The following is a 26,827-nucleotide window of genomic DNA, read 5'->3' on the forward strand; positions in this document are numbered from 1 at the left end:
CTCTTGCTGTTTCCATCCACCACATTCACTTATTCTGTTTTGGCAGTCTTCACCTGAAAGACCCTGGAAATATTAAAGCCGAAGTAGATGTCTCCGTTGTTCCAGCTTCCGGGGTTTCTAGGGATGAAAAACTGTTCAATCATGCCTTGGGCATTGGTCGCCATTAATTGGAAGACGTGGCCGCCGGTTTCAATGTCTACTCCTAACGAAAGGCAATTCCTGAATTGGTCAGCGGTCTGGCCGGGCAAAAGGTAAAAGTACTCTGCGTTAAAGGTAGTGCGCTTGTTGATTTTGAACCGGCCGCCTGCGCCCATCGCATACACGTTGTTTTCGTCTTGTGCCAAGGGTACCAAGTTTCTGTGCACCATGGTGGGGGCCAGCTGTAACGATACCCGCTCTGTAAGTTTACGGGCTAACAATGCCTGAAACGTGTAGGTTAACCGGTATTTGAATTGTTCTTCTACGTTGGGTTCAGTCCACTTCAGGGTTTTGATGGCGGTGCTGGTGAACAGCGTGACGGTAACCGGCATGCCCGTCTCCTTCTGCCGCAGCAGCTTGTATTTCAAGAACCCATCATAGGTCTTCTCCAGAGAACTGCGTCCAACGCCCGCGGTGAACCTATCATTAAGGCCATATTCCAAACCCAACCGAATGGTGGCCTGATCCAATCCCCACAACTCATAGGCTCCACTGTTTAGGGTGCCAAAACGGTGTGCAATCAAGAAGAGCAACACCCCTGCTTTGTTGGTTTCTACGGTGTGGCCATTGAGCAGTCTTACCGCTTTAAAAGTGGCACTGGTAAACTCAGATTGGGTGCTGTCCTGGCTTTGGGCAAGCTTCCATAGATCATCTTGCGCGAAAGCCGGGCAAGCCACTACCGCCCACAGAAAACTCAGGAATAGATATCGTTTTACCATAATTAGAGCGTTTTATCTTGGTAGGGTTTGTACAACATCTGCACACTAATGTCTATGCGTTTGGCAATGTTATCTTTGACCAGTGCAGGTATCTCAATGTTGAACTCCTGCGGCGTAACAGAAAAATTAGCCCTGCCCTGCATCTGCTGGCCTTTGACGTCTAGCGTGGCATTGGTCCTGAGGAGCCTGGCAACGCCGTGAATGGTTAGGATGCCTTCCAATTGCAAGGAATACAGCCTGTCCTGGCTGAAGTCTATGTCCTTTATATTGAGGATTTTGCCTTTGAAGGTGGCTTTTGGGTACTTGTGCGACTCTACATAGTTTTCATTGAAGTGCTCCTGCATCAAGGCCTTCTTAAACTGGAACGCCGTCATGGGCACTGAGAAAACCAGGTCACCAGTGCTTGTATCCAAAAAGGATACTACTTGCCGGTTATGGGCCTCAATGTCTTCTAAAGGAGCTTTGGAGTAAAAGGAGATGTAGCCCGTCTTGGTGAAAAACTTGCCTTGGGCTTGCGGGACAAAGCTGCTGAGCAAACAAAAGCCCAGTAACAATCCGCTTCTGTAAAAACTACTTGATAGGGTCATGGCCTTAGTTGTTAGGGGCACCGTCATCTACCCATTTCTTGATTTTGGCTATGTTGCAGTCAGAGAGCTTGGCCCCGCCGTTGGGCATTGGCGGAAAACCAGGTGCGTGCGTAATGACGCCCATTAGCTTACCGGTGCTGGCCTGCGCTTTAACGCCTGCGTACGTATCTAGCACCACGCCATCTGTGGCTAGTGCTGTGCTGTGGCAGCTGTTACAATTGGCGTTCATCAAACTCAAGATGGTGTTGGTGTAGGTAATTCCTGTAGTGACGCATTGTTGGTCCTGCGGGTCTGGGTTGGGTTGCGGGTCTTGGTCTTCGGCACTGTCACTGGAGCAGGACGTCACCAGGCTGGCGCCTAATGCCAACAACAGGACAAATAGGTGGTGGGTAGATGTCTTCATAGTGTATTTTTGGGTTAAGGTGAATATAAAAATGTAAGAGTAGGGAAGGCTGGATCGCCCTCCCGTTTTTACTCTTTTTGAAACCTACCTAGTATCCGGTAGTGGTGCCCGTGGTAGTAGAACCGGCGCTGCCAGTGGTAGCGGTTGCACCAGCCATGGTGATTTGTGCCCGTATCTCGCCGCCGGGGTATGTAGTGGTATGCACGTTTACATACCAAAGGCCCGCCAACAAATCTGCTTCCTGCGCATCTGTCAAGACTGCCTGTTTGGTGACAGGGCTGGTGAAAGCCGTCTCACTGATGTTCACCACCGGAGGACCAGAAACGCCTACCGCCCCTTTGTGGAAGTGGGCCATGGTAGTAGCAGAGGTCAATCCAGAAAAAGTAAGGGTGTAGTCCAGCACGTTAGTGTCCTTGTTATAGGAGCCTGTGATGGTCCCAGTTCCGGGAGACGAATTGGCTGGAACTTCCTGCCTACCAGAAAGCGTAGCCATCCGCATTTCTACCTTGTTTTGTTGGGGCATGTCATCATCATCGTCGTCATCGTCATCGCTGCATGCGTTGATGGAAAAGGCGCCTACAATCATGAGACTGAAGACTAAATGGAAGACATATTTTGAGGTTTTCATAGTTGTAAATGGTTAATTGTAAAAAAGCATTACACGACAAATTTTAATCAGCAAAAGCAACTGTATCTTATTCTATAACAGCCTTTTATCTACTTTTCACTGATTTACTGGCCCAACTTTTGGGCAACGAAGAGCCTATCTCCCATTTTTTGGGAGAGGAAAACAGCGAGCGAAAAGGTTTTATTAAGGTTTTATTAAGGTTTTAAGTGAAACGAATAACTGGTTGAGAAAAAGACGCCGGCACTTGTGAGGTTTACCTTTCCTGCACCAATGCCAGACAGCGGTAGTTTCACAAAAGGCTCCACCCCCAGTGACAAGCCAGAGGCAAACGTTCGGGCGTAACTGACAGATAGGTTCTGGACCTGGAACCAGTGGCGGTTCTCATTGTCCACTTCCCATGTCTTAGTATACGTTTTTGGCGGGTTTCCAGAGCCGTAGGAGGCAGTATATTGGTAGGTGTATTTTTCGTTCAGCATCACATAGCTAGATAGACCTGCCTGCAGGGCCAGGCTGTTATTCCCTTTCTGCCAGAAGGTGTAGTTGAGGTTCACTGGAATGTCTATAACACGGCAGACGGCCTCAATGTCGTTCTTATAAGCAAAGGTGGTCCCAGCCGGTGCGGTATAATACTCTGGCGCAGTAGAGTAGATTTTCTTAGCCCAGACGGCGCCGGTTACCAAACTAAACCGTTTGCTCAGCGGCACTGCCACCAGAATTCCAGCGTTGGGAGATATCCGGTCTGCCCCTTTAAGTTTCACGGTGGTAAAATCTGGCGCCAGGGCTATGCCCACTTGTACATGCTTCAAGAAATGCTTTTCCTTACCCTCAAGGCTCTTCTTTTCAGGTAAACTGTCCTGTACCATGTCAGAAGCGGGCAAGAGGGTTTCTGGAGCTTTCACACTTACAGAATCTTTCTTCAGCATTAAGCTTTCTTGCTCCTGAACAACCGAGGCGCTAGCTTCTTCCTTCCCTCCTGCCGCGTTTTCCTCTTCTTTGATAAACACGGCTTCTGGCTTATTTACAGTAGCTAAAGCTTTAATAGCCACTGTTTTGGTTTCTTTAACAGGCTTAGTTCCAAGCGTTTTATTGGTTCTAGAGTTTCTGTTGGGTACTAGCGCTAGCCTTGGGATTAACTTCTTCTCACCAAGTCGTTTTTGGCTTGTTTTCTGGAAATCAGGCGAAAAACGGTTGGGCTCAATCATCCCCTGACTGTGGTTTTCTGCGGTTGCAATTGTTGGTTGCTTACTACTTAAAGGTTCTATTGGCTGTGTTTTTCTTTTCTCTGCTGTGGTTTGTTTTGCTGGTGAGGAAGTATGGCTTACCTGATTATTTTTCAAGGTTTCTGTGGCGCTCACTATGGTAGTAGGGCCTTCTGGATGTTGGTTAAATAGGGTAGGCACGCTGAGCAGGCACAAGAACAGCAACAGGCCCAACAGTGGGTAAAACCACGCACCTCTGCCGTTGCCTGCCTGTTGGGCATCTAGCCGTTGATCCATGTCTGCCCAGGCCGCCGGGTTAAAGGGAGTATCATACCCTTCTGCCGACTCTCGGAACAGCTGATCTAGTTCTTCGTCAGACATATTGTTTGTATTCATCTACCCTATTTCTTTTTAACATCTCCCGTAAATTGGCTCTGGCCTTAAACAAGTTAGACTTTGAGGCACCTGCGGTTATTCCCAGGATTTCGGCTATCTCTTCATGGGTGTAGCCGTCTATCACATACATATTGAACACGGTTCTATAGCCCGGCGACAGCTGTTGCACCAACCCAATGAGGTACTCATAGTTGATCTGCTGCAGCACGTCATAAGAATCTGCGGTGGGGGCCGCAGACTCCAGGTCTATGGCGTGGTAGTGTTTGAGGTTATGGCGGTAATTGTCCAGCGCTGTATTGATCATAATCCGGCGGAGCCACCCTTTAAAAGGCTTGGTAGCGTCGTACTGCTTAAGTCTGGTGAACACTTTCATAAAACCGTCATTCAGGACCTCTTTCGCTTCTTCTGCATCTTTGGTATACCGGACGCAAATACTCATAGCATAGCCATAGAAGAGCCTGTATAGCTCTTTTTGTGCCGCTCGGTTGTCAGCCAGGCACCCTTGCAGAACTGCTTCTATTTCCTTGCTTACCGTTTCGCTCACTGTTTCAGAATTAGCGCTCCCATCACGGAAGGAATTACAAAAGGGTTGCCACGCCTCAGAAAAATATTTTCAAAAAGTTAAAAGATGCAGATGCCGCCTTGATTGGAGCTATCTTTTCAATTGCCGCGCAAGGCTTTGGGTAGAGACAATGAGTTGTCTTTCACGTAGGAAAGATATCATTTTTACGAAATCCAAAAGAACTGGGGGCGGCGGGCAGGCTGAAAATTCTTGAGTTAATAAAATAGCCAAATTTGGGACAAGCCAGAACAATCCTCTATTGTCAGAAAAGGTTCTTGAAGTAGTTAGGCACAAAAAAAGCGGGAAGACACAATTGTCTTCCCGCTTCTAAATAAAGTTTGACTACGCTAAAGCTACGCCAAGTTCTTAATGCAGACTTTAAAGGTTGATCCCTGCCCTACCACACTTTCAACGGTGACATATCCCCCTAGGGCTTCGGCTTGGGTTTTGACCAAATACAGGCCAAGACCTTTCCCGGCCACATGAAAGTGGAAGCGTTTATACAGGCCAAACAGGTTATTGCGCTCTTTCTCCATGTTAATGCCCATCCCATTGTCTGCTACAGTAAAGCAGATGAGGTCCTCTTGTTGCTCTGCGGTTATCTTGATGCTGAGCGCACGGTCAGGCGACTTGTATTTAACGGCATTGGACACCAAGTTGGTTAAAATGCTGCTCACGTAGCTTCGGGCAGATTTTATCTCTTCAATCCCGTTCAAGTCAATCTGCACAAGCGGTTTGGTAGCGTTGGGTAAAATCTGCAACACCTGTTCTACCAGATCGCGAAGGTTTATCTTCTCGCGGGCGTCCTGCACTTCTCCCTGCAAGCTCAACAAGTCATTTAAGTCCCTAATGATGGTGTCCAGGCTTTGGGCGGTTTTCTTGAGTCCGTCAATTAAGGCACCCTGGGTCTCGCAATCCTGCTCATAGTTAAACAAGGACGTAAGCCCTAGAATATTGGCCACCGGTGACCGCAGGTTATGCGACACTATGTAGGTGAACTGCTCTAAGTGCCGGTTGCGGCGCAAGAGTTCTTCTGTCAATTGAATACGCTCCTGTTCGGCTTTTTTCTGCTCTGTGATGACGGTCTCAATCACAATGAATTTCTTGCTATCAGTCCTTTCATCATAGATGGGCGTGACATCCAGTTTGGACCAATACAGGTCACCCGCTTTGTTTTTGTTCTGCACCTCCTGCACAAACGGTTCTTCAAACTGCAGTTTACTGCGGATCTCACGCACTGTGTTAGGGCCAGTTTCGGGGCCTGCCAGAAGGTCTCCAGGGCGTTTGCCTATCACTTCCTCCAGAGTATAGCCTGTAATGCGCGTAAAACCGTCATTCACCCACTCCACCCGGGCTTGGTCATCTGTGATGTACACAGAGTTCACGGTCTTACTCGCCACCCAAGACAGCTTCTTCAACTCAGCCTCAGCGTTCTTACGGTCTGTGATCTCTTTAAAGTAAATGGAAAGACCTTCTTCTGAGGGGTACACACTTACATCTAGCCAGAGCGCCAAACCAGGAGAGAAAAGCTCAAAGTGAGCAGATTCACCCGAATCAAACACTTGTTGGTAGTACTCATAGAATCCGCCATACTCTGTCGGACTATAGATAGCCCTAATGTCCTGGCCAATCCAATCAGTGACCTTCACATTTAAGACCCTTTCAAATTCTGAATTGATGTAGGTAAAGCGCCACTCTTTGTCAATGGTGAAAAAGGCATCTTTGATGCTCTCCAGAATATTATTGAGGCGCTTGGCCGTGGCCTCCTGCAACAACTGGTGCTTCTTAGAAATGGTGATGTCCTTTGCGATGCCGTGCACGCCCACCACCTCACCATTGATGACAATTGGGATTTCTGTGAAGCTGAAATACAGGTCCTCTTGGTTAGCGCCTTTCATGGCCGCTTCTGAAGAGATGGACTCCCCGCGCAACACCTTCTTAAAGTCTGCTTTGGTAACCTCTAAGTTTTCTGGCGTGGCAAAATTAAAGAGATGCTTTTGGAGTAACTCCTCATGGCTCAAGCCAAACAATTGAAGGGCCACTTTATTGGCAGACGTATAATACCCATAGGCATCCATGGAGTAGACGGCATCTGGGTTATAGTCAAACAAGGCTTTGTAGCGCTGGTTGCTTTCTTCTAATTGTAGTTCTGCCTTACGACGCTCAGAGATATCTCTGCTGTTTACAATAATCCCGTTAATGGAAGGCATGTTGACACAGTTGGTGGCATGAGATTCTAACCACCGCCACTCACCATAACCGTCTTTGTACAAGAATGGGGTAGTATCTACCATCTCCCCTTGCAAGACCTTCTGCAGGCAGGCCATCACATCTTGGTGGTAGTCTGGGTGAATAAATTCAAAGGCATTTTTACCAATGAAATCTTCTGGCGCGATTCCTAGAATCTTGGTGCTATTAGAGCTAACAAACGTGTAATTGCCTTCTAAGGTAAGGATAGCAATCATGTCTGTCCCTTGGTGCAGCAAGGCCTGCAAGCGTTCTTCGTTTTCCTGCTGTACTTGGTTAAGCTGGGTAACTTCGGTGATGTCTCTTGCAATGCAATACACCCTTCCTGCTGCCTCTGAGTAGGAGGAGGACCATGACAGATAAACCAGGCTCCCGTCTTTACGACAATAGCGGTTCTTGAAATTGTTGGTTATTTTATGGTGGCTGACAGCCTCAGTGTCTTTCTGGGTAATCTCAATGTCTTCCTGACAGATAAACTCAGTATAATGGTGGTTTATCAGTTCCTCAGGGCTGTACCCTAGGATAGATTCACAGGCCTTGTTCACCTGCAAGAAATTCCCGTTCAGGTCAAAGGTGCAGATTAGGTCAGCGGAGTGGTCAAGGACCAGTTGTAAATCCTTGAGCGAGTCCTCAGTGGCAAAGTAGCGCTCTCTTAACTTTTGCTGGGTGGCATAAAACTCGCGTTTATCCCGCACGTGCACACTTACCAACTGCTGTTTATTTGTTCCGGTAAAGACTCTGGCGTGCACCTCTACCGCAATTTTAGAGCCGTCTTGGTGCACCATGTTCAAGTCTCTTTTAGAAAAACCGCATGTCTCCCACTCCTGAATACACAGCCACCACCTAGGGTCATCTAAGTCCCTGATGCCTTCCCGCCCAATTTGCAGAAGCGTGTCTTTTTCCCTGCCAACCAGTTGGCACATGGCATCATTCACATACAAGAAGGCACCTTTGGTGTCAGCCAGAATTATGGGTTCTGGACTAAACTCTACCAAAGAGCCCATTAATGTCAAATCTACCAAGGAAGGAGGTTCCTGCTGCCCTATCGTATCTTCAAATCCTACTACTACCTTACCCATTCTTTTTTCCTAAGGAATTGCTATGCTTGGAGGGGAACAAGTTAAACCACTCTGACAAAGCCACTTATTATGCAAATTTAACACCCTTTACACTAGCAAGTATCTAAATGGATTTAAATTGCGAGCTTAAGGAATAAATACTTCAAATACTCTATCTAAATAAGAATATCATCCAACTTCAACTGCTCTAACCTCTACCTTAAAAGGAATTTGTCAATATTTAAGTTCTTTAATAATTCATAAATCTAAGCTTTCTTCCCACTTCCCAGATTCTATCCAAAGAAAGGCACGTCTTCAATCCAGCGTATTTGAATTTTTCAATTCAAGAGAATCACAAGAGAGCAATTTTATTCAATAGCGATAAACCGTTTTTGGCCTGTTTCTGAGAAAACAGGCCAAAAACGGCATAAAAAAGAGAGCTACCTTTTGGGCAGCTCTCTTTGAAGAATAGAAGCAAGTAGATTATTTACCTACCTCATATTTGTTATTGAACTTCTCATACAAGTATTGTTGCTTGTCTGTGAGGTTGAGCTTGCGGCCTTGGATGAACGAGTGGCTTACTTTGTTGGTACGCATGTCCAGTAAGTCCCCTTCAGATACCACCAGTGTGGCGTCTTTCCCTACTTCCAGCGAACCTACTTGCTGGTCTACCCCCAGAATCTTGGCGGCGTTCAAGGTCACAGAGGACAAGGCAGCTTCTTTGTCTAGACCAAAAGCCACGGCCGTACCGGCAATGAACGGCAAGTTACGCGTGCCGTGTAAGCTGGCGTCGTAGTCCAGGCAGAACAGGATCCCGGCCTTTTGCAAGTAGCCTGGCATCTTGTAGGGCAGGTACACATCATCGCCGGCTCTGGCCGGCAGCGCGTGCACTCCTGAATAGATGACCGGGATTTGGTTTTCCTTTAAGAAGTCAGCCACCATCAACGCGTCTCCGCCGCCTACTATGACCATGTTCTTGATCCCGGCCTTTTGCGCGAAGCGTACCGCCTCCACAATCTCTTTGCCGTAGTCTGCATGGATGAAGAGTTTCTTACTACCGTCAAACAAACCAGTCATAGAGGTCAGGCGCAGGTTCTGCTTGTCATTCTTCTGGTTTTTGTACACAGAAGCTTCAGAGAGCAGCGCTGTCAGTTGCTGCAGACCGGCATCACGCTGCTGTTTGCGTTGCACCGCCTGCGGCGAAGTATCCCCCATCTGCACCATGGCAGGCCATCTCAGATGAATCCCACCATCGGCTTTGATCAAGGCGTCTTCCCAGTTCCAGGCGTCTAACTGCACTACTGAGGAAGATCCTGAGATCATGCCGCCCACCGGCGTCACCTGTGCCATCAAAACGCCATTGGAGCGCAAGGTGGGCGTAATGTCAGAATCCGTGTTATAGGCCACCACTGAGCGAACGTTCGGGTTGAAGATGCCCACTTCCTGCTGGTCCAACGTAGCGCGTACCGACTCTATCTCTGTCAAGCCAATCTGGGAGTTGGGCAGAATCAAGCCTGGGTAGATGTGCTTGCCCGCTACATCTACTTTGTCATAGGCGGTGGCTCCGGCATTGAAACCTGAAGCTGGACCGGCGTAGGTAATCTTCCCGTTATCAAAGGCAATGGCGGCTTTTTCTATCACCTGCCCATTGCCTACGTGCAGGGTGGCACCAGTTAGCACCGTCGCTTTATTTTGCTTGACGGCGGGCACGGGCACTTGCGCCCAGGCGGTACTGCCTATCAAGAGCGATGCAAAGAGCAAGGCTGTCTTTTTCATGTTGGTTTTTTTATTGGATACCACAGAGGTTTCTTTCAAATGCATGGGTAGGTCCTCCTTAGTTTTTGTGGTATTCAGATTCATACAAAGTCTCTTGCGCACTGTTGTCTACATCCTCACAATGCAACACCTGAGCGCCACGTCTACCGGCAGCCGGAGCCTGGGTTTTCTCGCCGCGGGCTTTGGCTGCCAGCATTTTCTGGATGATGCGCAGGCGTTCTTTCTCTTGATTGTCCTGTAGGTTCTTGTCCTGCTCTAAATCAAAGTAGGCGATGCCGTCTACAAAGGTTTTCTCAGGACGGGCGTAGATAGACAAGGGGTGCTCGTTCCATAACACCACATCGGCGTCCTTGCCGGGCTTCAAGCTGCCTACCTTGCTGTCAATGTGCAGGAGTTTGGCTGGGTTCAAGGTCACCATTTTCAACGCGTCTTCTTCCGACACGCCACCGTATTTCATCGTCTTGGCGGCCTCCTGGTTCAAGCGGCGGGCCATCTCAGCGTCATCTGAGTTGATGGCTGTGGTCACGCCCACGTTGTGCATGATGGCAGCGTTGTACGGGATGGCGTCTTTCACCTCCATTTTATAGGCCCACCAGTCAGAGAAGGTAGAAGCGCCAGCGCCGTGCTGTTTCATCTTATCTGCTACTTTATAGCCTTCCAGGATGTGCGTGAAGGTGTTCACGTTAAAGCCCATCTGGTCCGCTACCTTCATCATCATGTTGATCTCAGACTGCACATAAGAGTGGCAGGTGATGAAGCGCTTGTCGTTCAGAATTTCTACCAAGGCGTCTAGTTCTAAATCGCGGCGCGGGGCCGATGCTTTCTTCTGAGCCGACTTGGATAGTTTGTTATAGGCGTTCCAGGACTTTTCATATTCCTTGGCGCGCTGAAAGGCGTCAATCATCACTTGCTCTACGCCCATGCGGGTTTGCGGGAAACGGATGTTGTAGACCGGTGAGCGGTTGGACTGCTTCACATTCTCGCCAAGTGCAAACTTGATGAACTGGTCAGCGCCCTGGAACATCAATTTCTCCGGCGCCTGGCCCCAACGCAATTTGATAATGGCGCTTTGGCCGCCAATAGGATTCGCCGAGCCATGCAACAACTGGGAAGTAGTCACGCCGCCCGCCAACTGACGGTAGATGTTCACCTGCTCATGGTTTACCACATCACTCATGCGCACTTCTGAGGTCACAGACTGCGTACCCTCGTTCACACCGTCCAGGGCAATGTGTGAGTGCTCGTCAATGATGCCTGGGGTTACGTGCTTGCCGGTACCGTCAATGACTTTGGCATCCTTGGCCGAAAGGTTTTTACCCACCTGCGCAATCTTGCCGCCTCTCAGCAACACGTCTGCGTTCTCCAGCTTGCCTTCTTTCTCATTGGTCCAAAGGGTAGCATTCTTAATTAAAACAGCCTCAGAGCTTGGCATGGCCGTACGTCCAAAATCTGCGAACGGGTACACCATGGCACCCATCTCAATTTTCTCAGCGGCTTTTGCGGCAGCTTCTTTCTTGGCCTGAGCCGTGGCAGCCTCCGCTAGTTGCGCAGACCATTTCACGGATTGCGCATCTGTATTCTGTCCTTCGCCCTGAAAACCTTTACCAGTGCTCCAGCCGCTTAGTCTAATGCTTTCCTTGCCATTCTTGGTAGGCGCAAATGCCAACGTTACTTGGTCACCAGATAAGAAAAGAGTGCCTTTGATAGTATCTGTCGCGACGATCTTCACATCTGGCTTTTCGGCGGAGCCGCCAATGATCATTTTGCGCTCCGGCTGGTTACCAACCTTGAGAGTATAGACTCCTCTATAGTCACTTGGCGTCTCATTGATTCTATAAGACTCGCCTTGCACATAGTTTTCTAAGAGCACAGCGCTGTTGTCAAACAGGCTAGCCGAGGCTATGACAAAATTGGCCTGCATGCCTTCGCGCAGACTGCCTACATACTTGTCTGCCTTTACTAATTGAGCTGGTGTTAGGGTAATCGCTTTCAAGGCCTCCTGCTCAGACAAACCATACTGCACGGCTTTGCGCAGGTTAGGCAAGAACTTTGACTTGTCTCTTAGGTCTGATGAGGTAAAAGCAATCACCACGCCTTCTTTGGCCAGCATGGCCGGGTTGGCCGGCGCCATTTCCCAGTGCTTTAAATCAGGTAAGCTCACACGGCGGGCCTCATAGGGGTCTTCTACATTGTAAGCATCCGGGAAGTTCAGGCTCACAATGAATGGGGCTTTGGTCGCCTTAATCTCTGGAAGCATCTGGTACTCGTCCCCGTTGCCTTTAAAGATGTACTGGTAACCAAACTCATCACCCACCTTGTCGGCGCGCACAGCGTTCAACTTGTTAGACACTTCAAAAATCTGGGGAAGTTTGTTGGCGTCGGTGAAGGCTTTTAAGGACAAATTCTGCTCCTTGTCTGGGTTCTTGGCATTCCATTGGGCATCCAGATACGTCTGGCGCAGCAAGGCAATGGAGCCCATGATAGAGGAAGGGTACTCTTGGGTAGATGAGCCTTTGTCCAAGGAAAGAGAAGCGGCGGCTCTATCCAGGAGAATCACCTGGTTTTCGCGTTTGTTGGCCAAAGACACCAAGGACGCGGTGCCACGGGCCACGCCATCCTGGTGAATGGTCAAGACGGCGCCGTAGCCCATCTTGCGCAACTCCTCAGCGGCTTTGTCATCTACTTTAAATAGTTCGGCGGCGTTGGTCTCTGGACGTATGGCCTGGTTCCAGTTGTAGGCACCGGTTTTCTTGGACTCTGCCTGCGGCGGGCTGTTAAAACCACCGCCTGCGCGGGTAATGGCTGGTAAACCGTAGCTGGAGAAAGGATCCACAAAACCTGGGTAGATGGTCTTGCCTTTCATGTCTACCACGTAGGCGCCCTGCGGCACGGTTACCTTGGTACCCACGGCGGCTACTTTGCCGTCTTTGATGACCAACGTGGCGTTCTCAAGCCTGGTTTGATAGTCTACATAAATGGTAGCGTTGGTGAAGGCGCGTAGACCGCTGCGCTCATCATACACTCCATTGCGGGGAAACGTCTCCTGTGCCCGGCTCTGCAGCGACAAAGCCGCCACCGCCAACACGGAGAGAATTACTTTTTTCATGGGAAGAGTTTGTGTAGTATGTGGTTAGGTGCGAATGTATTGTAGCAGGGAATCTACTAAATATAGAAGGGGCAAAAAAGGAAACCTGTGAAGATTCCTGCGTTTTTGACCTATTTTCCTTAAAAGAAGCCAAAAACGAAAACCTTGAAAACAAAGAAGCCCACCTGCTGTTACGCGGTGGGCTTCTTTTTACTATTTCAGAAAGCGTTATTCCAGGTTGTTTTCCTTACGGATGACGCTGTGTTTCTTACCGTAGAAGAAGTAAATGGCAATACCAATGGCCATCCAGCCTAACAGTCGGTACCAGGTCTCAATTGGCAAACCGGCCATCATACCCAAACATACCAGAATACCCAAGATTGGCACCAACGGCACCAAAGGCGTTCTGAACGGACGTGGACGGTCTGGCTCTTTTACGCGCAGGTACCAAACACCGGCACACACAATCACAAAGGCTAGCAACGTACCAATAGATACCAAGTGACCTAGTTCTGTTACAGAGAAAGCACCTGCTACAATGGCGCAGATAGTACCCGTTAAGATAGTACTCACGTGAGGCGTCTTGAAACGTGGGTGCAATCTACCAAAGATTGGAGGCAGCAAACCGTCTTTAGACATGGTGTAGAAGATACGCGGCTGTGACATCAACATCACCAGCATTACAGAAGAAAGACCGGCAATGGCACCAATCTTAATCAAGTCACGCAAGAATCTGTAACCAGTTTTCTCAATACCCACGGCAATAGGCTCAGCTACGTTCAGCTGGCTGTAGTGTACCATGGCGGTCAAGATACCAGATACTAGAATGTACAGGATGGTACAGATCACCAAAGAACCCAAGATACCAATTGGCATGTCTCTTTGTGGATTTTTAGCTTCCTGGGCAGTAGTAGAAACGGCGTCAAAGCCAATGTAGGCGAAGAAGATAACTCCCGCGGCGCGTACAATACCAGACCAGCCATACTCCCCAAAACCACCTTTGTTTTCTGGGATGAACGGCGTCCAGTTAGCGGCAGCCTCGTCTGGGTGACCAAATAACCAGTTAGCACCGGCCATGATGAACAAGATCACCACGCCTACTTTAATGATTACAGCTACGTTGTTAAACTTGGCAGACTCGCTCATACCAATCACCAACAGGATGGTTACCAAGGCAATGGCAATGGCCGCCACTAGGTTAAAGATACCTGTAGCTTGTGGCAAGGTGGCAATGTTAATGCCCTCGGCGGCTAAGGAAGAAGTTAACTGCTCAGTGATAGGCGTCCAGGCACCGGTTTTGGCAACGTATACCATCTCAATACCAATGGCATTTGACCATTCCGGCGGAATGTTCACGCCAAAGTCACGCAAGAAGGATACCACGTATCCAGACCAACCAACGGCCACGGTAGCGGCACCAAATAAGTACTCAAGAATCAAATCCCAGCCAATGATCCAAGCCACAAACTCACCCAGCGTAGCATAACCGTAGGTGTAGGCAGATCCGGCAATAGGAATCATGGAAGCAAATTCTGCGTAGCAAAGACCGGCAAACGCACAGCCCAAGCCTGCCAAAATAAAGGCTAATACAATAGCAGGGCCGGTGTATTCAGCGGCCGCGCTTCCGGTAAGTACAAAAATACCCGTCCCAATGATGGCCCCTACGCCAAGAGCCACCAAGTTCACTGGCCCTAAGGTGCGTTTTAGACTGTGGGCGCCCTCACTAAAGGCGTCTGCGCTAAGCTTGTCAATTGACTTCCTAGCGAAAAGTTGGTTTGCCATAAAAGCTTAAAAATTAAAGAAGTGTTTAGTTTGGTTAGTTAATCAAGGGGATTGAAGAGGCTAATATAAGGACAATTTAATAGAACCAACGCAGATAGGTAGGTTTTTGGGAATTTGTATCCGTATTTTTCCCCGCGTTTTCTGCCTGGTTTCTGGAAAACAAGCCAAAAATGCAAGCTCACTCCAAGGCCGATTGCCCACTCATAATTCAGGAGGCTTTTGTATCTTCGGGCTCTTGCACACCACAGAGAAAGACAGCAGCGGCATGATACGGGTACTACACACAGCAGACTGGCATTTGGGACAACGCTTGGCCAACCATGAGCGGTTAGAAGAGCATCGGGCGTTTTTGACCTGGCTCTGCCAAACCATCTGCGACCAGAAGATAGACCTGCTCCTCATTGCCGGCGACATCTTTGACACCGGCTTTCCCAGTAACGCCGCGCTTAAGCTCTACTATGATTTTTTGCGTGAGATAAAAGACACCTGCTGCCGGGATCTGGTCATCATTGGCGGCAACCATGACTCGGTTTCTACTCTCAACGCCCCCGCCGAACTCCTGCGCCATTACAAGGTGCACGTGGTAGGCGGCGCGCCCGCCAACTGCCAGGACCAGGTGATTGTCTTGACAGATGATGACGACCAGCCCAAAGCCGTGGTGTGTGCCGTGCCGTTCCTGCGGGACAAAGACGTGCGCCTATCGGTGCCCGGCGAGACATCTGAGGAGCGCGAAGCCCGCCTGAAGCAAGGCATCTGCGACCATTATAACCAGTTGGTTCCTTTGGTGCAGCATTTCAAGCAGCAAGGCATTCCGGTCTTGGCTACCGGCCACCTGTTTGCCGCCGGCGGAAGCGGCTCTGACAGCGAGAAGGAAATCCACGTGGGCAACTTAGGCCAGATCTGCGGCGACCAGTTCCCTCAAGAATTTGACTATGTAGCGCTAGGCCATTTGCACCGGCCGCAAATTGTGAACAAGATGCCGCACATCCGGTACAGCGGTTCTCCCATTCCGTTGAGTTTCTCAGAGATCACGGACAAAAAGCAGGTGGTCATTTTGGAGTTTGAAGGCGCCGAGTTGTCCAGCATCAAAGAACTGCCCATTCCCTGCTGGCGCCAACTGGTCCGGTTTAAAGGCACCATTGACGAAGTATTCCCTAAAATCCTGGCTTTTGACAACGGTGACACTGCCTTACCTGCCTGGGCCGAGGTGCAGTTGCAATACGAGCACAACCTGCATGACCATACCGCGCGCCTGCACGAGGCCTTCGCGCTGCAAGACCAGGTCCAGCTGCTCATGCACCGCCCCTTGCGCACCATTGACAGCCAAAGCCTGGACCAACAAGTGGCGCCTGAGCAAGACCTGGCGGACCTGAAACCGAAAGACGTCTTCTTGAAGCGCTGCGAAGAAGCCATGGAGCAGGACACGTACCAAGACTTGGTTTCTGCCTTTGATGAACTGTTAGAATTAATGCCGCAGTCAGAAGATACGTTAGCGCCTGTTACTGCCGCCGCAGACAAAGCCCTGCTTTAATTTTTAGTTCTCCTTATTTTTCTAAAGCCGTTTTTGGCATGTTTTCTAGAAAACATGCCAAAAACGGCTTTCTGCTTTTAACCATCTGCTGTTTAAAAGAAGCGCAGCCCATTCCTCATTTCTGTAGTTTAACTGCCTCTAAACTGTCTAACCCCTAACCAATTTTATTTTATTGAAGGACAATTCTTTCATATCATTATAGCCTAAAGCTATAATGATATCACAATTATCAATTTGATATATAAACTAGAAGCGGACACCTTTATGAAATCATAAGGACAAATTTCATGGTCCAGGCTGTTTCTGCGCTTACTATGAAAGAGAATTTAGAGGTAAGCAACTGGAAACGTGACAAATACTCAGAACCTCTACCTTACCTAAGCGTTAATTAACTATCACTATCATCCACTCATCCTATGGAAAAAGACCAAAATAAGACCAATGGTCAGACTGGCAAAGACCAGGAAGGCCGTCCTACCCTCACTACGCGTCAAGGTCATCCGGTAACAGACAACCAGAACCTGCGCACCATCGGGAACCGCGGACCAGCCACCCTGGAGAACTACCACTTCATTGAAAAGATTTCGCACTTTGACCGGGAGCGCGTGCCAGAGCGCGTAGTGCATGCCCGCGGCGCCGGGGCCCATGGCGTCTTTACCGCCTACGGAAAAGTGGGTGATGAGCCAATTGCCAAATATACCCGTGCCCGTTTGTTTCAGGAGAAAGGAAAGCAGACGCCGGTGTTTGTACGCTTCTCTACGGTAGGCCACGGCGGCCATTCGCCAGAGACCTTGCGTGACCCGCGTGGTTTTGCCGTGAAGTTCTACACCGAAGACGGGAACTGGGACTTGGTAGGCAATAACCTGAAGATTTTCTTCATACGGGACGCCATGAAGTTCCCGGACTTGATCCACTCGCAGAAGCCAGACCCGGTGACCAACATCCAGAGCGGCGAGCGTATTTTTGACTTCATCGCCAGTACGCCAGAGTCCACGCACATGGCCACGTTCCTGTTCTCTCCGTGGGGCATTCCGGCCAACTACCGCCAGATGCAAGGCTCAGGGGTGAATACTTATAAGTGGGTGAACGCCGACGGCCAGGCGGTTTTAGTAAAATACCACTGGGAGCCCTTGCAGGGCATCAAAAATTTGACCCAGAAAGAAGCTGAAGCCATCCAGGCCAAGAACTTCAATCACGCTACGCAAGACTTGTTTGAAGCCATCAAAGAAGGCAACTACCCAGAGTGGGAACTGTGCGTGCAGATCATGTCTGACGACGATCACCCAGAACTGGACTTCGATCCATTGGATGACACTAAGTTGTGGCCGGTAGACCAATTCCCGTTCCTGCCGGTGGGCAAGATGACCTTGAACCGTAACCCTGAAAATTACTTCGCAGAAGTGGAACAGGCGGCCTTTGGTACCGGGGTGCTGGTAGACGGTCTGGACTTCTCTGATGACAAGATGTTGCAGGGACGCACCTTCTCCTACTCAGACACCCAGCGGTACCGCGTGGGCGCCAACTACTTGCAACTGCCTATCAATGCACCTAAAACGCACGTGGCCACCAACCAGCGCGACGGGCAGATGGCTTTTAACGTAGATACTCAGCAAGGACAGAATCCGCATGTGAACTATGAGCCGTCTATCCTGGGGGGTGTGAAAGAAGCACCTAAAGCTGGCAAGGACTACACCCCGCGTTATGAAGCCAACTTGGTGCGCGCCAAAATTGACCGCACCAATGACTTTAAACAGGCCGGTGACACCTACCGCAACTTTGAAGACTGGGAGCGTGATGAATTAATCAGCAACCTGGTATCTACCTTGGCTACCGCTGATAAGCGTATCCAAGATAAGATGATTGAGCACTTCACGCTGGCAGACGCAGATTACGGCAGACGCGTAGCCGAAGGCCTGGCCAAAACCAAGAAGTCTCCGGAAGACAAAGGCCCTATTGGCGCCACCTCTCCAGAGGCCGGCGTGCAGGAGGCCAAAGACGTGTCGCATTCCGCAAGACCTTATTAGTTAATGCGTTTTATAGAGTTTGAGAAAAGCCGCTCCTGCTGGGAGCGGCTTTTCTGTTTTTAGGCTGTTTTCCAGAAATCAGGTCAAAAATGGGTTTAACAGTCACACGTAAAATCCCGGGCATCATATTTAGAAGAACTGGTTTGCCCCACGCGCACCAGCTGGTCAAACCTCAGCTTTTCGCCGGTGGCCAGCTCCAGGACCAAGCCACCTTCCTCTTCGTGTAGGTCTTTGATAAGGGCAGTGACGGTGAGGTATTCATGAATGTCTGTAACGTACTGGATGCGCACAGATTTGCGGGAGTTCAAGGCATCTTCTACCGCGTCTAGCAATGGCAAGTCTTTCTTCATGGTACTTAAAATCTGATCTACGCTTCTTGTATACGAAGTGCAGCCATCTAACGCAACGCCATTTTCACACCCAAGGCTAGATGGAAGATTTTGCTCAGGCTTAAATACTTAGGATTCTGGAGGTGAGAGATTACGTACTCGCCGGGTGCACCCACTTCATAATACGCGCTAAACTTCTGCAATTTGGGTACGCGGGTGAAATCTACCTGGCCGCCGGCAAAGACGTACACGCTCAAGGCTGTGGAGAACCGATAGTAGGAGTTTGGGTATTTGCTCAGGTAGCCTTCCCAGGCAAAATACTCATCCCCAAACGTGTAGCTCAGCTGTGCTCCGGCAGTAAAGTAGTACCAGTCCAAAGTTTTGATGCGGGCGGGTTTTAGGGGTAGCATGGTGGACTTGAGGGCAATCGTAAAGATGGCATCGCCGCCAATGCTCTCGGGCAGATACCCTACAGACAGGTCTGTGTTGAGTTTCCTATTGATAGACTCGCGGCCAATACCCACAGAGACAAAGCCAATGTCGCCGGCAAACTGGGCTTTGGCGTAATATGGAGACGGTAGCACATGCACGCTGTCGGGCAAAGACTGCGCTGATCCGGTAATTAAAATGAATAAGAATAAGCCTAGAAGTAAAGAACGTTTCATGCTTAAAACGATATCCTTTCCAGGCTATACCCACCTTGCCAGATTTTGAGGTAGGTGAAGCCGCGGCCTTTGGCGCTGGTGGTCACGTGGTAGAGTACCTCGCCGTCATACTTCTTCTCCGTGTCCCAGCCGTGGCGGTGGCCGTGCAAGCTCAAGGGTACTTTCTGACTTTGTACCAGGGTCTGGTGGTAAGGCAGTTCCAGCTGCGGGTCAAAGTCACCGTCAAACGGCGGGGCGTGGGAGATCACCACGGCCTGTTGCCAGGTCTCCCCGGCCATTGGGCTGAGTTGGCGAGAAAGCCAGTCCAGGTCTGGGACGCGGCCCTGAAAACCGTCTTCGCGGCCGTTGGTGTCCAGAAACACAAACTTGGTATGGCCATACACGAAGGCATAGTTGAGGTCGCCGTACATTCTTCGGTAGAGCTTGCGGCCGTTGCCCAGCATATCATGATTACCAATGACGGTAAGGTAGGGCCATTTCAACTCCTGCATGATGTCATGCACCCACTGGAACTCCTGCGTCATGCCAAAGTCTGAGATATCCCCCAGGTGCACCACAAAATCAATGTCCTGGAACGTGTTGGCCTTCTGCACAAAATCAACGGTAGCGTCATAAAAACGCTGGGTGTCTCCCATGACAATGAGCTTGAGGGTATCCTCTGGCGTTTGGGCTTGGAGCTTCTGCAAATTGACGGTGGTGAGGTTTTTCTCATCGTCCTCCAGGATGATCTGGTGCGGGTGGTACTCAAAGAGGCTTTCACAGGAAGAGAAAACCAGGAAAAGGAAAGGCACTAAAAAGGGGAAGCGTTTCATAGCAGGTTCACAGGGTTGGCGTCAAACGGAAAGAAATCTGCAAAGCCGTTTCTTTTCTTTTGGCAAGGCGAAGTCCCTGATTGAATGTGAGGTTCCTCCAGGGACTGAGCATTAGACTATTTAGAGCATTATTTTACTTCTATATAGAGAAAGACAGGTATTCTCTGACTTTCCCCTATGGCGCACTGAACGAGGGATATCTTTTGGATTAGCTGGCTTGGCGCAGAGACTGAACCTCAATGATGTGCGCGAAGTCATGGATGGTGAAGACCGGCAGATCATCTGTGATTTCTACGCCGTATTTCTTTTCTACTTCCAGAATGATGTCAACTACATCTAACAGCTCTAAGCCATGCTGTTCTAACTGTGGTTTACGCAGTAACTGGAAAGTCTCAATGTGTTTTAGGTCGCTGATCAAGCACGCTACGTCATAGCGTAACCTGTTGGTATAGGAGTGCATTTTTATGGATGGGGATTTTAAACGAAACATTGGTTATAAGCCATTCGCCAAAAGGTGATTTTCAATCATTTTCTTCCCTTTTGATACTGCAAAAATACACCCTAAATAATTGTCTTCATGCATACTACATGATACCCTTTAGTAAACCTAATTGCTAATCCCATCCAATATAACTTGCAGAAAAACAGCCGTTTCTGACCTATTCCTGAGAAAGTAGGCCAAAAACGGCTGTGGTAAGTTTGTGCGTAAAAAGCAGTCTATTTTTTAGGCTGGATGGCTTGCTGTATTTCCTCGCCTAGCGGTGAAATGGCCGGCCCGAAATAATGCGTCAAAACGCCATTCTCATCCAGTAAATACTTGCTAAAATTCCAGTCTGGCTGATGTTGGTTCCAGCCGTTTTTATTGGGGTCAGAGAGCCAGTTGTACACTGGGTTCTGCCCCTGGGCCTGCACTACCACGCTCTTTTTGGCCAGCGGGAACGTGACGCCGTAGTTTACTTGGCAGAACTGCGAGATGGTCTGGTCATCATCCTTTTCCTGCTCCTTAAAGTCATTGGCCGGGAACCCGATCACCACCAGCTCGTCCTTTTGCTGCTCTTGCAATTTCTGTAGCTCTTCATACTGACCGGTGTAGCCACAGTTAGAGGCCGTGTTTACCAGCAGGATTTTCTTACCCTTCAATGCACTAAAATCCAAAGGCTGTCCATTGCTGAGTACGGTGCCCAAGCTATAGAACGGTTGAACGGGCGCTACCTTCTTCTCGTTCTGCAGCACCTGCCCGTTTTTTGTGCCCTTGCTCAGTTTCATGATGAGCGGGTATAGCAATTTCATGATTTTCTTTCTCATACTCATATTTGGTTACAACCTTGAAAAGGCCTGAGAGTTTTAGATGATTTTGATTTCTGCCTATTTTCTGGAAAAGAGGCCAAAAAGGAAGCTAACTATTGGGTAGATAAGTTATCAAAATGGTAGCCTTTAAAACTAGTCAAGTAGTTGGTTTTGAGAACCAGCCATCAAAGGTAGCTGGTATTTTGTTAAATATTTAACTATATGCGCAAATAACGGATTAGCCGCGCTTAACTACTGTATCATGAATGTTCTTGAAGAGTCTAAGGCCTGCTTCTAGTTCTGCTTCTGTGCTACTTTGACCTACCAGCTCGTACATTTCCTCTATCCAAGGTTGCATCATGGCGGTCAGTTCTTTCCCGGCGGGCGTGAGGGTAATGATCTTGTTGCGGCGGTCTTGCACATCCTCAGTGCGCTGCACCAAGTTACGGCCCACCAAGTTGTCAATGAGGTAGGTAAGGCTGGCCTTGTCCTTGATAATGGCATTGGCAATCTCCTGCTGGTTGGCACTCTCCTTCTCCCACAAAAACCGAAGCACCTGAAACATCTCAAACGTGATGTTGAGGTTGTGGGCCTTGAATTTTTGCCGCATGAACGCCTTTAACACCAATGTCACCTTAGACATCTGTTTTAAGAAGGCAATGGCATTATCGCGGTGAGAATTTGTCATACAGGTAGAAAGTTGCAACAAAGAAACGGCTGCCACCCCAAAACTTCAAATTCTTGGAGCATATTATTATTCACAGGCTAAATTAGACTTTGGCTTCAAACCAAAGTATTGGAGCAAACATGATGGCTGCCTAATTATGTCACTGGAAATGTGGAAGCCTGCGTTTCCAGGGCCAGCCAAGAAAGCTTAACAGGAGACGAGGTTATTTGTTTTCAGTCTGTTATCTGGAAAACAAGGCAAAAACGCCCGGGAGTTCAAAACTAGGTTAGCGGCTCATCACTTTCTGATTCCTATATAGGAAACACTCTGCCTGTACCCTCGTTTTTAAGGAGTAAACCTTCATTTTAAATGACAGCACATGAAAAAGATCACAAGTATATGGTTGGCGGCAGCATTTGGCTTTTGCATGATTACTTCTCCGTTAGCTGCCCAAGACACTACCAAAGTACAGGAAACTAATAAAGAGAAAGCCAAACACGGCACCCACCAAGTAGGCCACGGCACCAAAGAAGTGGGCAAAGGCACCAAAAAGGTGGTGGTTGCCGGCGCCAAAGCCACGGGCAAGGGAGCTAAAAAAGCCGGAAAAGCCGTCAAAAAGACCGTTAAAAAGGGAGTAGATAAAGTAGATTAAGCTACCTGAGTTACTACAAAGCAGAGGGCCCTGGTGTTTGCCAGGGCCCTCTGCTTTGTACAAAGGCTTACTTTTCACTATGCTCGTCAGGGAGGGTTATCACCGGCGTGATGACAAACTCATGGATGCGCCAGCTCAAATCCTCCACCTCTTTCTTCAACTGCTGAATGCGCAGTGGCAGGTTTTCCACCTCGGTGTGGTGGGCCTTTACAAAACCTTCGCCTAGGTAAATGTGGCCTTCTTCGCGCATTCTAAAGGAGAAGTCCTCTACCCAAGGCTGCTTATGCAGTACGTTCCGGACGTCTTTTAACAATGGGTCATCCTCCTGATCGTCAACTTTTTTGGGCGTCTGGTCAATGAGGTCATATACGGCCTGTTTCAGGTTGGTGAATCCGTCTTTGAGAATGTCCAGAGAGATAATTAATGCCGCCGTGGCATCTGCCCACCACCAGCCCATGCCAATGCCCCAGATGCCGCCAATGGCCGCGGCGGCGGTCATCCAGTCGGCTTTGTTCATTTCAGCGTCTGTGTAGAGGTTTTTCTCATGTAGCTGCTTGGCCAGGGGCAGTTTCATCTTGCCCAAAATATAGGACGGGAACGTTCCCCAGAACATGACCACCATCATCAGGTAGCCCAGCCAGATCTCCCGCCCGAAGATGACCACAATCCCAATGGTAGGATGTTCCTGCTTAATAAGCGTCATAGCGGAATCTACCATCAAAAATCCCCCCACCACAAACAAAGCCACCGCGCTCACCAGGTAGGCAATGCTGGCCACTTTATGGTAACCATACGGAAACTCCTTGTTCGGCTCTTTCTGCACTAATCTAGAGGCAATTAAAAACGAGATGGAAGGCGTTAAGCTCAAGACATCCTCAAACCAAGCCGTTTTCATGGCCTGGGAACTACCCATGGTAAAAAACACCAAACAGGCCGTGATGAGGAGGTAGCCAATGGTGATCCACTCCAACTTCTTCGCTTTTTTAAAGACGGGCAGCAATTCTGGCGGGTACTCAAATTTCTCTAGAGTCTTCATGGCTGCAGACGTTTTTCAATGACAGACTTCTGCGAATGCAGATATTTTTCCAGCGAGGTAACCAAGGCGTTTTCGCCTTTGATGACGCAGAAAACGTGCTTCTTTTTCTCCAGCTCGGCGTAGGGCCTGGTGAAGGAGATGTTCTTCTTCCAGGGGGTGTCATCTGTGATGCCCGCAATGACTACGTGCAGTTGATTTTCTTCCAGCGCATGCAGTAAATCCTGCTCGGTGTCCTTCTTCCACTCTATCTGCGCGTTGATGGTTTTAGCATAGCCGCGTACCAAGTCAGCCTCCAAACCCGAAGGCCCGTTGGCTCCATCCACTACCCATGGCGCATTCTCAGAATAACCTACCACCAAGGTACCACCCGTTACTTTGGTCAAGGTGTCTTCTGGGTCTTTGGGGTACTGGGTACAGCCTGCCAAAAGCCCGACCAGGCAGATGCACAGGACCAAGGGTAGTTGAAAATATTGCTTCATCACATTCACACGTTAAGGGTAGCCAATGTCCCAGAAATCATAAAGCCGAGGACTTTTTTCAAAACATTTCCTGGAAACCGCTGTTAGTACGCGCCATTACAAGCAATGTTATTTTATGTCTGATTGCCCTCAACAGAAAAGCGCCGTTTTCGGCCTGATATATAGAAATCAGGCCGAAAACGGCGCTTAGTATAAAAGGGTGATTGGGTTGTTACAGACCGGCTCTTTTGGCGGCAATCTTTACAGAAAGCACGGCAAAGGAAATGACGCTCAAGGTACTTACCGGCATGAGGATGGCAGACACGATTGGTGAGAATTCGCCCATCACGGCCAGGGTTAAGCCAATGATGTTGTAGACAAAGGACACCCCGAAGGCGGCCAGAATCAAGCGACGGCTAGTTTTAGAGAACTTGAGGAATTGTGCCAAGCGTGACAAGTGGTTGGCCTCCAGAATACCGTCACAGGACGGAGAGAAACCGTTCACCTGATCCGTCAAGGCCAAGCCTACGTCGCTTTGGCGCAAGGCTCCCGCATCGTTCAAACCGTCCCCCACCATAATTGGCGACTGTCCCTTCTGCTTCAACTCCTGGATGAACTCAAGCTTTTGCATGGGGCTCTGGTTGAACCGCATCTCGGCATGCTCCCCGAAGAAGGCCTGCAAGCGCTCGCGCTCGCTGTCATTATCCCCAGACAAGACGGCCAGCTTTCTGGTCTTGCCCAATTCCTGCACCAGTTCTTTCAAGCCCGGACGGTACACGTTTTCAAAGACAAAATAACCACGTACATCTTCATTCAATGCCACAAACACGCGTGTTTGCTTGGTAGGCGTTTCGCTTTTCATGGAATTGGCACCTACCCACACGGCAGAACCAACTTCCACTAAATTATCTGCAATCCTGCCAGAAAGGCCTGCCCCGGTTTTCTCCATAAAGTCCAGCACGGGCAATGGTGCACCGGTCAAATGCTGGTACAAGCGCTGGCTCAAAGGGTGCGTGGAATGCTTGAGCAGGGAGCGTACTTGGCGTTGCTCGTCCTCCGTCAATGCCTCGCCCACGTAGGTGATTTGCGAAGCGCTGGGCTCGGTGAGCGTGCCGGTTTTGTCAAACACGATGGTGTCTGCTTTGGCCAGGGCTTCTACTACCGCGCTGTTTTTCAGGTAGAATTTATGCTTGCCAAAGATGCGCAAGGTGGCACCCAGCGTAAACGGCGTAGCTAAAGACAAGGCACATGGACAGGCAATCACCAGTACTGAGGTAAACGCTTTAATAGCGATGTCTGTGTCTCTGGGAATCCAATAAATAAGTGCGCCAGCGGCAATTAAGAGCGTGACGGCCAAGAAGTACTTGCCCACGGCATTGGCGTAGTTCTCTACCGTCTGCGTATCTTCTTTCTTGTAATTGGCGTTGTTCCACAGCTGGGTAAGGTAGCCTTGCGACACTTCTTTCACTACTTCCAGCTCAATACCTTCGCCCAATTGCCGGCCCCCTGCATAGATGACTTCGCCGGCTTTTCTGCCTACCGGCACAGACTCACCGGTCACAAAGCTGTAGTCAATGTTGGCCGTGCCGCGCATGAGCACCGCGTCTGCCGGAATCAATTCCTGGTTGCGCACCAGAATGCGCTGGCCTTTTTGCAGTTCTTTCACAGAGATGGGTTGCTCCTGCCCTTCTTCCAGGATCGTGACGGCAATAGGAAAATAAGACGTGTAGTCACGGTCAAAAGCCAGGGAGTCATAGGTGCGGCGCTGGACGTACTTGCCAATCAGCATGAAGAACACAAGACCGGTAAACGAGTCCAGGTAGCCCGGCCCGCGGTGCGTGAGGATGTCATACAAGCTCACGCAGAACAAGGACAGCAGGCCAATGGCAATGGGCACGTCCAAGTTAATCATGCGCTGTTGCAGACCTTGCCAAGCACTGGTGAAAAAGCCTCTGGCGCTGTACACAAACACTGGCAAAGCCAGCGCAATGTTTAGCCACCCGAAGAACTCGCCGTACTCTTTCTGCAAACCGCCAAAGTATTCTGGAAAGCTCAACAACATCACGTTCCCGAAGCAGAAGCCCGCCAAGCCCAGCTTGTAGTAAATGGAGCGGTCTTTCTTGGGTGCAGGCGCCTCCATGTCGGCTAGGGTGATTTGCGGTTCATAGCCAATGTGGGCCATTAGCTCTACTATCTGTGACAGGGACGTGACGGCGTGCTCAAAGGTGATGGCCGCTTCTTTTCGCAGGAAGTTCACGTGCACGTCTGTGACGCCCGTGTTCAAGCGATTGAGGTTCTCCAGAAGCCAGATGCAGGAACTGCAGTGCATCTGCGGAATATGAAACGTGATTTTGCTGACCGTACTGTTCTGGAAATCCAACAATTGTTGCTGCACCTTGACATCGTTCAAATACGCAAAGCGCGCCGACAGCACCGGGTCTTTGACCGAAATGCCGGGCCGTTCCTCCAGAGAGTAATAGGTACAGAGGTTGTTTTCGGCTAATAAGGTGTATACCACTTTGCATCCTTCGCAGCAGAAGTCCTTGTCTTCAAAGACGATGGGCGTGCCTTGGCAGTCATCGCCGCAATGGTAGCAGGTGTGGAGGGCGGTCTCTAGATGTGCGGTCTGGAGCATAAGTTTCCTCATTTAAAATTCAACACAAAACTACCGCCCACCAGCCACCATGAACATGATAAATGTCACCTTGCGCTTTGACCTTGCTCAT

The 26,827-nt window shown here is 49.5% G+C and carries 22 protein-coding genes; 3 read left to right on the forward strand and 19 right to left on the reverse strand.

Going from position 1 to position 26,827, the window contains the following annotated elements:
• Positions 1–29: 29 nt before the first annotated feature.
• From TH61_RS00255 to TH61_RS00300, 10 genes are all read right to left on the reverse strand, one after another.
• Positions 30–917, reverse strand: a complete 888-nt coding sequence (locus TH61_RS00255; RefSeq protein ID WP_066504315.1) for a DUF5777 family beta-barrel protein — start codon at positions 915–917, stop codon at positions 30–32.
• A 2-nt stretch (positions 918–919) separates the two neighbouring features.
• Positions 920–1,504: a YceI family protein gene (locus tag TH61_RS00260; RefSeq protein WP_066504318.1), complete on the reverse strand. Its 585-nt coding sequence runs from the start codon at positions 1,502–1,504 to the stop codon at positions 920–922.
• A gap of 4 nt (positions 1,505–1,508) precedes the next feature.
• The gene (locus tag TH61_RS00265) at positions 1,509–1,907 is read right to left on the reverse strand and encodes a cytochrome c (protein ID WP_066504321.1); all 399 of its coding nucleotides are present in this window, start codon (positions 1,905–1,907) and stop codon (positions 1,509–1,511) included.
• An 88-nt stretch (positions 1,908–1,995) separates the two neighbouring features.
• The gene (locus tag TH61_RS00270; RefSeq protein WP_066504323.1) at positions 1,996–2,535 is read right to left on the reverse strand and encodes a CHRD domain-containing protein; all 540 of its coding nucleotides are present in this window, start codon (positions 2,533–2,535) and stop codon (positions 1,996–1,998) included.
• Between the two features lie 194 nt (positions 2,536–2,729).
• On the reverse strand, positions 2,730–4,130 hold the full coding sequence (locus tag TH61_RS00275; protein ID WP_157600452.1) for a hypothetical protein: 1,401 nt from the start codon (positions 4,128–4,130) through the stop codon (positions 2,730–2,732).
• Positions 4,108–4,569, reverse strand: a complete 462-nt coding sequence (locus TH61_RS00280) for an RNA polymerase sigma factor (RefSeq protein WP_369796910.1) — start codon at positions 4,567–4,569, stop codon at positions 4,108–4,110. Before TH61_RS00280 ends, TH61_RS00275 begins: the two co-directional genes overlap by 23 nt.
• Before the next feature lie 476 nt (positions 4,570–5,045).
• Positions 5,046–8,018 carry a PAS domain-containing sensor histidine kinase gene (locus tag TH61_RS00285; protein WP_066504332.1) on the reverse strand — a complete coding sequence of 991 codons (2,973 nt, stop codon included), beginning with the start codon at positions 8,016–8,018 and terminating at the stop codon, positions 5,046–5,048.
• Between the two features lie 462 nt (positions 8,019–8,480).
• A complete protein-coding gene (locus TH61_RS00290) occupies positions 8,481–9,773 on the reverse strand; it encodes an amidohydrolase family protein (RefSeq protein ID WP_066512364.1) in 1,293 nt (430 codons plus the stop codon).
• Between the two features lie 58 nt (positions 9,774–9,831).
• Complete coding sequence (locus tag TH61_RS00295) at positions 9,832–12,879, reverse strand: amidohydrolase family protein (protein WP_066504336.1); 3,048 nt, start codon at positions 12,877–12,879, stop codon at positions 9,832–9,834.
• A 207-nt stretch (positions 12,880–13,086) separates the two neighbouring features.
• The gene (locus tag TH61_RS00300) at positions 13,087–14,640 is read right to left on the reverse strand and encodes an amino acid permease (protein WP_066504337.1); all 1,554 of its coding nucleotides are present in this window, start codon (positions 14,638–14,640) and stop codon (positions 13,087–13,089) included.
• A 193-nt stretch (positions 14,641–14,833) separates the two neighbouring features.
• On the opposite strand from TH61_RS00300, the gene TH61_RS00305 reads away from it, so the two are divergent.
• Together TH61_RS00305 and TH61_RS00310 are read left to right on the forward strand one after the other, a co-directional pair.
• On the forward strand, positions 14,834–16,171 hold the full coding sequence (locus TH61_RS00305) for an exonuclease SbcCD subunit D C-terminal domain-containing protein (protein WP_231862267.1): 1,338 nt from the start codon (positions 14,834–14,836) through the stop codon (positions 16,169–16,171).
• 416 nt (positions 16,172–16,587) lie between these two features.
• Positions 16,588–18,195: a catalase gene (locus TH61_RS00310; RefSeq protein WP_066504346.1), complete on the forward strand. Its 1,608-nt coding sequence runs from the start codon at positions 16,588–16,590 to the stop codon at positions 18,193–18,195.
• 95 nt (positions 18,196–18,290) lie between these two features.
• Here the strand turns inward: TH61_RS00310 and TH61_RS00315 are convergent, their stop codons facing one another.
• The 6 genes from TH61_RS00315 to TH61_RS00340 form a co-directional block, all read right to left on the reverse strand.
• Positions 18,291–18,545, reverse strand: a complete 255-nt coding sequence (locus TH61_RS00315; protein ID WP_066504351.1) for a hypothetical protein — start codon at positions 18,543–18,545, stop codon at positions 18,291–18,293.
• 47 nt (positions 18,546–18,592) lie between these two features.
• Positions 18,593–19,189, reverse strand: a complete 597-nt coding sequence (locus TH61_RS00320; protein ID WP_066504356.1) for a hypothetical protein — start codon at positions 19,187–19,189, stop codon at positions 18,593–18,595.
• A gap of 2 nt (positions 19,190–19,191) precedes the next feature.
• Complete coding sequence (locus TH61_RS00325; RefSeq protein ID WP_066504360.1) at positions 19,192–20,001, reverse strand: metallophosphoesterase; 810 nt, start codon at positions 19,999–20,001, stop codon at positions 19,192–19,194.
• A gap of 208 nt (positions 20,002–20,209) precedes the next feature.
• Positions 20,210–20,461, reverse strand: coding sequence for a hypothetical protein (locus TH61_RS00330; protein WP_066504370.1), 252 nt, complete (start codon positions 20,459–20,461; stop codon positions 20,210–20,212).
• A gap of 257 nt (positions 20,462–20,718) precedes the next feature.
• Positions 20,719–21,306, reverse strand: a complete 588-nt coding sequence (locus TH61_RS00335; protein WP_231862268.1) for a glutathione peroxidase — start codon at positions 21,304–21,306, stop codon at positions 20,719–20,721.
• Positions 21,307–21,526: 220 nt separating this feature from the next.
• The gene (locus TH61_RS00340; protein ID WP_066504377.1) at positions 21,527–21,976 is read right to left on the reverse strand and encodes a MarR family winged helix-turn-helix transcriptional regulator; all 450 of its coding nucleotides are present in this window, start codon (positions 21,974–21,976) and stop codon (positions 21,527–21,529) included.
• 358 nt (positions 21,977–22,334) lie between these two features.
• On the opposite strand from TH61_RS00340, the gene TH61_RS00345 reads away from it, so the two are divergent.
• A complete protein-coding gene (locus TH61_RS00345; protein ID WP_066504382.1) occupies positions 22,335–22,607 on the forward strand; it encodes a hypothetical protein in 273 nt (90 codons plus the stop codon).
• A gap of 67 nt (positions 22,608–22,674) precedes the next feature.
• Here TH61_RS00345 and TH61_RS00350 read toward each other — a convergent pair whose 3' ends face one another.
• The 3 genes from TH61_RS00350 to TH61_RS00360 all read right to left on the reverse strand — a co-directional run bounded on the left by TH61_RS00350 (position 22,675) and on the right by TH61_RS00360 (position 26,736).
• On the reverse strand, positions 22,675–23,643 hold the full coding sequence (locus TH61_RS00350) for a cation diffusion facilitator family transporter (RefSeq protein WP_066504385.1): 969 nt from the start codon (positions 23,641–23,643) through the stop codon (positions 22,675–22,677).
• On the reverse strand, positions 23,640–24,122 hold the full coding sequence (locus tag TH61_RS00355) for a transporter substrate-binding domain-containing protein (protein ID WP_066504388.1): 483 nt from the start codon (positions 24,120–24,122) through the stop codon (positions 23,640–23,642). The genes TH61_RS00350 and TH61_RS00355 overlap by 4 nt, the downstream gene beginning before the upstream one ends.
• A gap of 211 nt (positions 24,123–24,333) precedes the next feature.
• Positions 24,334–26,736 carry a heavy metal translocating P-type ATPase metal-binding domain-containing protein gene (locus TH61_RS00360; RefSeq protein ID WP_066504392.1) on the reverse strand — a complete coding sequence of 801 codons (2,403 nt, stop codon included), beginning with the start codon at positions 26,734–26,736 and terminating at the stop codon, positions 24,334–24,336.
• Positions 26,737–26,827 lie beyond the last annotated feature (91 nt).

Origin of the sequence: Rufibacter sp. DG15C (assembly GCF_001577755.1) — a bacterium.
Classification (GTDB): Bacteria; Bacteroidota; Bacteroidia; order Cytophagales; family Hymenobacteraceae; genus Nibribacter.

Coding starts and splice junctions, on each gene's coding strand:
- TH61_RS00255 (WP_066504315.1), bottom strand. CDS start 917: ATGGTAAAACGATATCTATTCCTGAGTTTTCTGTGGGCGGTAGTGGCT.
- TH61_RS00260 (WP_066504318.1), bottom strand. CDS start 1,504: ATGACCCTATCAAGTAGTTTTTACAGAAGCGGATTGTTACTGGGCTTT.
- TH61_RS00265 (WP_066504321.1), bottom strand. CDS start 1,907: ATGAAGACATCTACCCACCACCTATTTGTCCTGTTGTTGGCATTAGGC.
- TH61_RS00270 (WP_066504323.1), bottom strand. CDS start 2,535: ATGAAAACCTCAAAATATGTCTTCCATTTAGTCTTCAGTCTCATGATT.
- TH61_RS00275 (WP_157600452.1), bottom strand. CDS start 4,130: ATGAATACAAACAATATGTCTGACGAAGAACTAGATCAGCTGTTCCGA.
- TH61_RS00280 (WP_369796910.1), bottom strand. CDS start 4,569: ATGAGTATTTGCGTCCGGTATACCAAAGATGCAGAAGAAGCGAAAGAG.
- TH61_RS00285 (WP_066504332.1), bottom strand. CDS start 8,018: ATGGGTAAGGTAGTAGTAGGATTTGAAGATACGATAGGGCAGCAGGAA.
- TH61_RS00290 (WP_066512364.1), bottom strand. CDS start 9,773: ATGAAAAAGACAGCCTTGCTCTTTGCATCGCTCTTGATAGGCAGTACC.
- TH61_RS00295 (WP_066504336.1), bottom strand. CDS start 12,879: ATGAAAAAAGTAATTCTCTCCGTGTTGGCGGTGGCGGCTTTGTCGCTG.
- TH61_RS00300 (WP_066504337.1), bottom strand. CDS start 14,640: ATGGCAAACCAACTTTTCGCTAGGAAGTCAATTGACAAGCTTAGCGCA.
- TH61_RS00310 (WP_066504346.1), top strand. CDS start 16,588: ATGGAAAAAGACCAAAATAAGACCAATGGTCAGACTGGCAAAGACCAG.
- TH61_RS00315 (WP_066504351.1), bottom strand. CDS start 18,545: ATGAAGAAAGACTTGCCATTGCTAGACGCGGTAGAAGATGCCTTGAAC.
- TH61_RS00320 (WP_066504356.1), bottom strand. CDS start 19,189: ATGAAACGTTCTTTACTTCTAGGCTTATTCTTATTCATTTTAATTACC.
- TH61_RS00325 (WP_066504360.1), bottom strand. CDS start 20,001: ATGAAACGCTTCCCCTTTTTAGTGCCTTTCCTTTTCCTGGTTTTCTCT.
- TH61_RS00330 (WP_066504370.1), bottom strand. CDS start 20,461: ATGCACTCCTATACCAACAGGTTACGCTATGACGTAGCGTGCTTGATC.
- TH61_RS00335 (WP_231862268.1), bottom strand. CDS start 21,306: ATGAGAAAGAAAATCATGAAATTGCTATACCCGCTCATCATGAAACTG.
- TH61_RS00340 (WP_066504377.1), bottom strand. CDS start 21,976: ATGACAAATTCTCACCGCGATAATGCCATTGCCTTCTTAAAACAGATG.
- TH61_RS00345 (WP_066504382.1), top strand. CDS start 22,335: ATGAAAAAGATCACAAGTATATGGTTGGCGGCAGCATTTGGCTTTTGC.
- TH61_RS00350 (WP_066504385.1), bottom strand. CDS start 23,643: ATGAAGACTCTAGAGAAATTTGAGTACCCGCCAGAATTGCTGCCCGTC.
- TH61_RS00355 (WP_066504388.1), bottom strand. CDS start 24,122: ATGAAGCAATATTTTCAACTACCCTTGGTCCTGTGCATCTGCCTGGTC.
- TH61_RS00360 (WP_066504392.1), bottom strand. CDS start 26,736: ATGCTCCAGACCGCACATCTAGAGACCGCCCTCCACACCTGCTACCAT.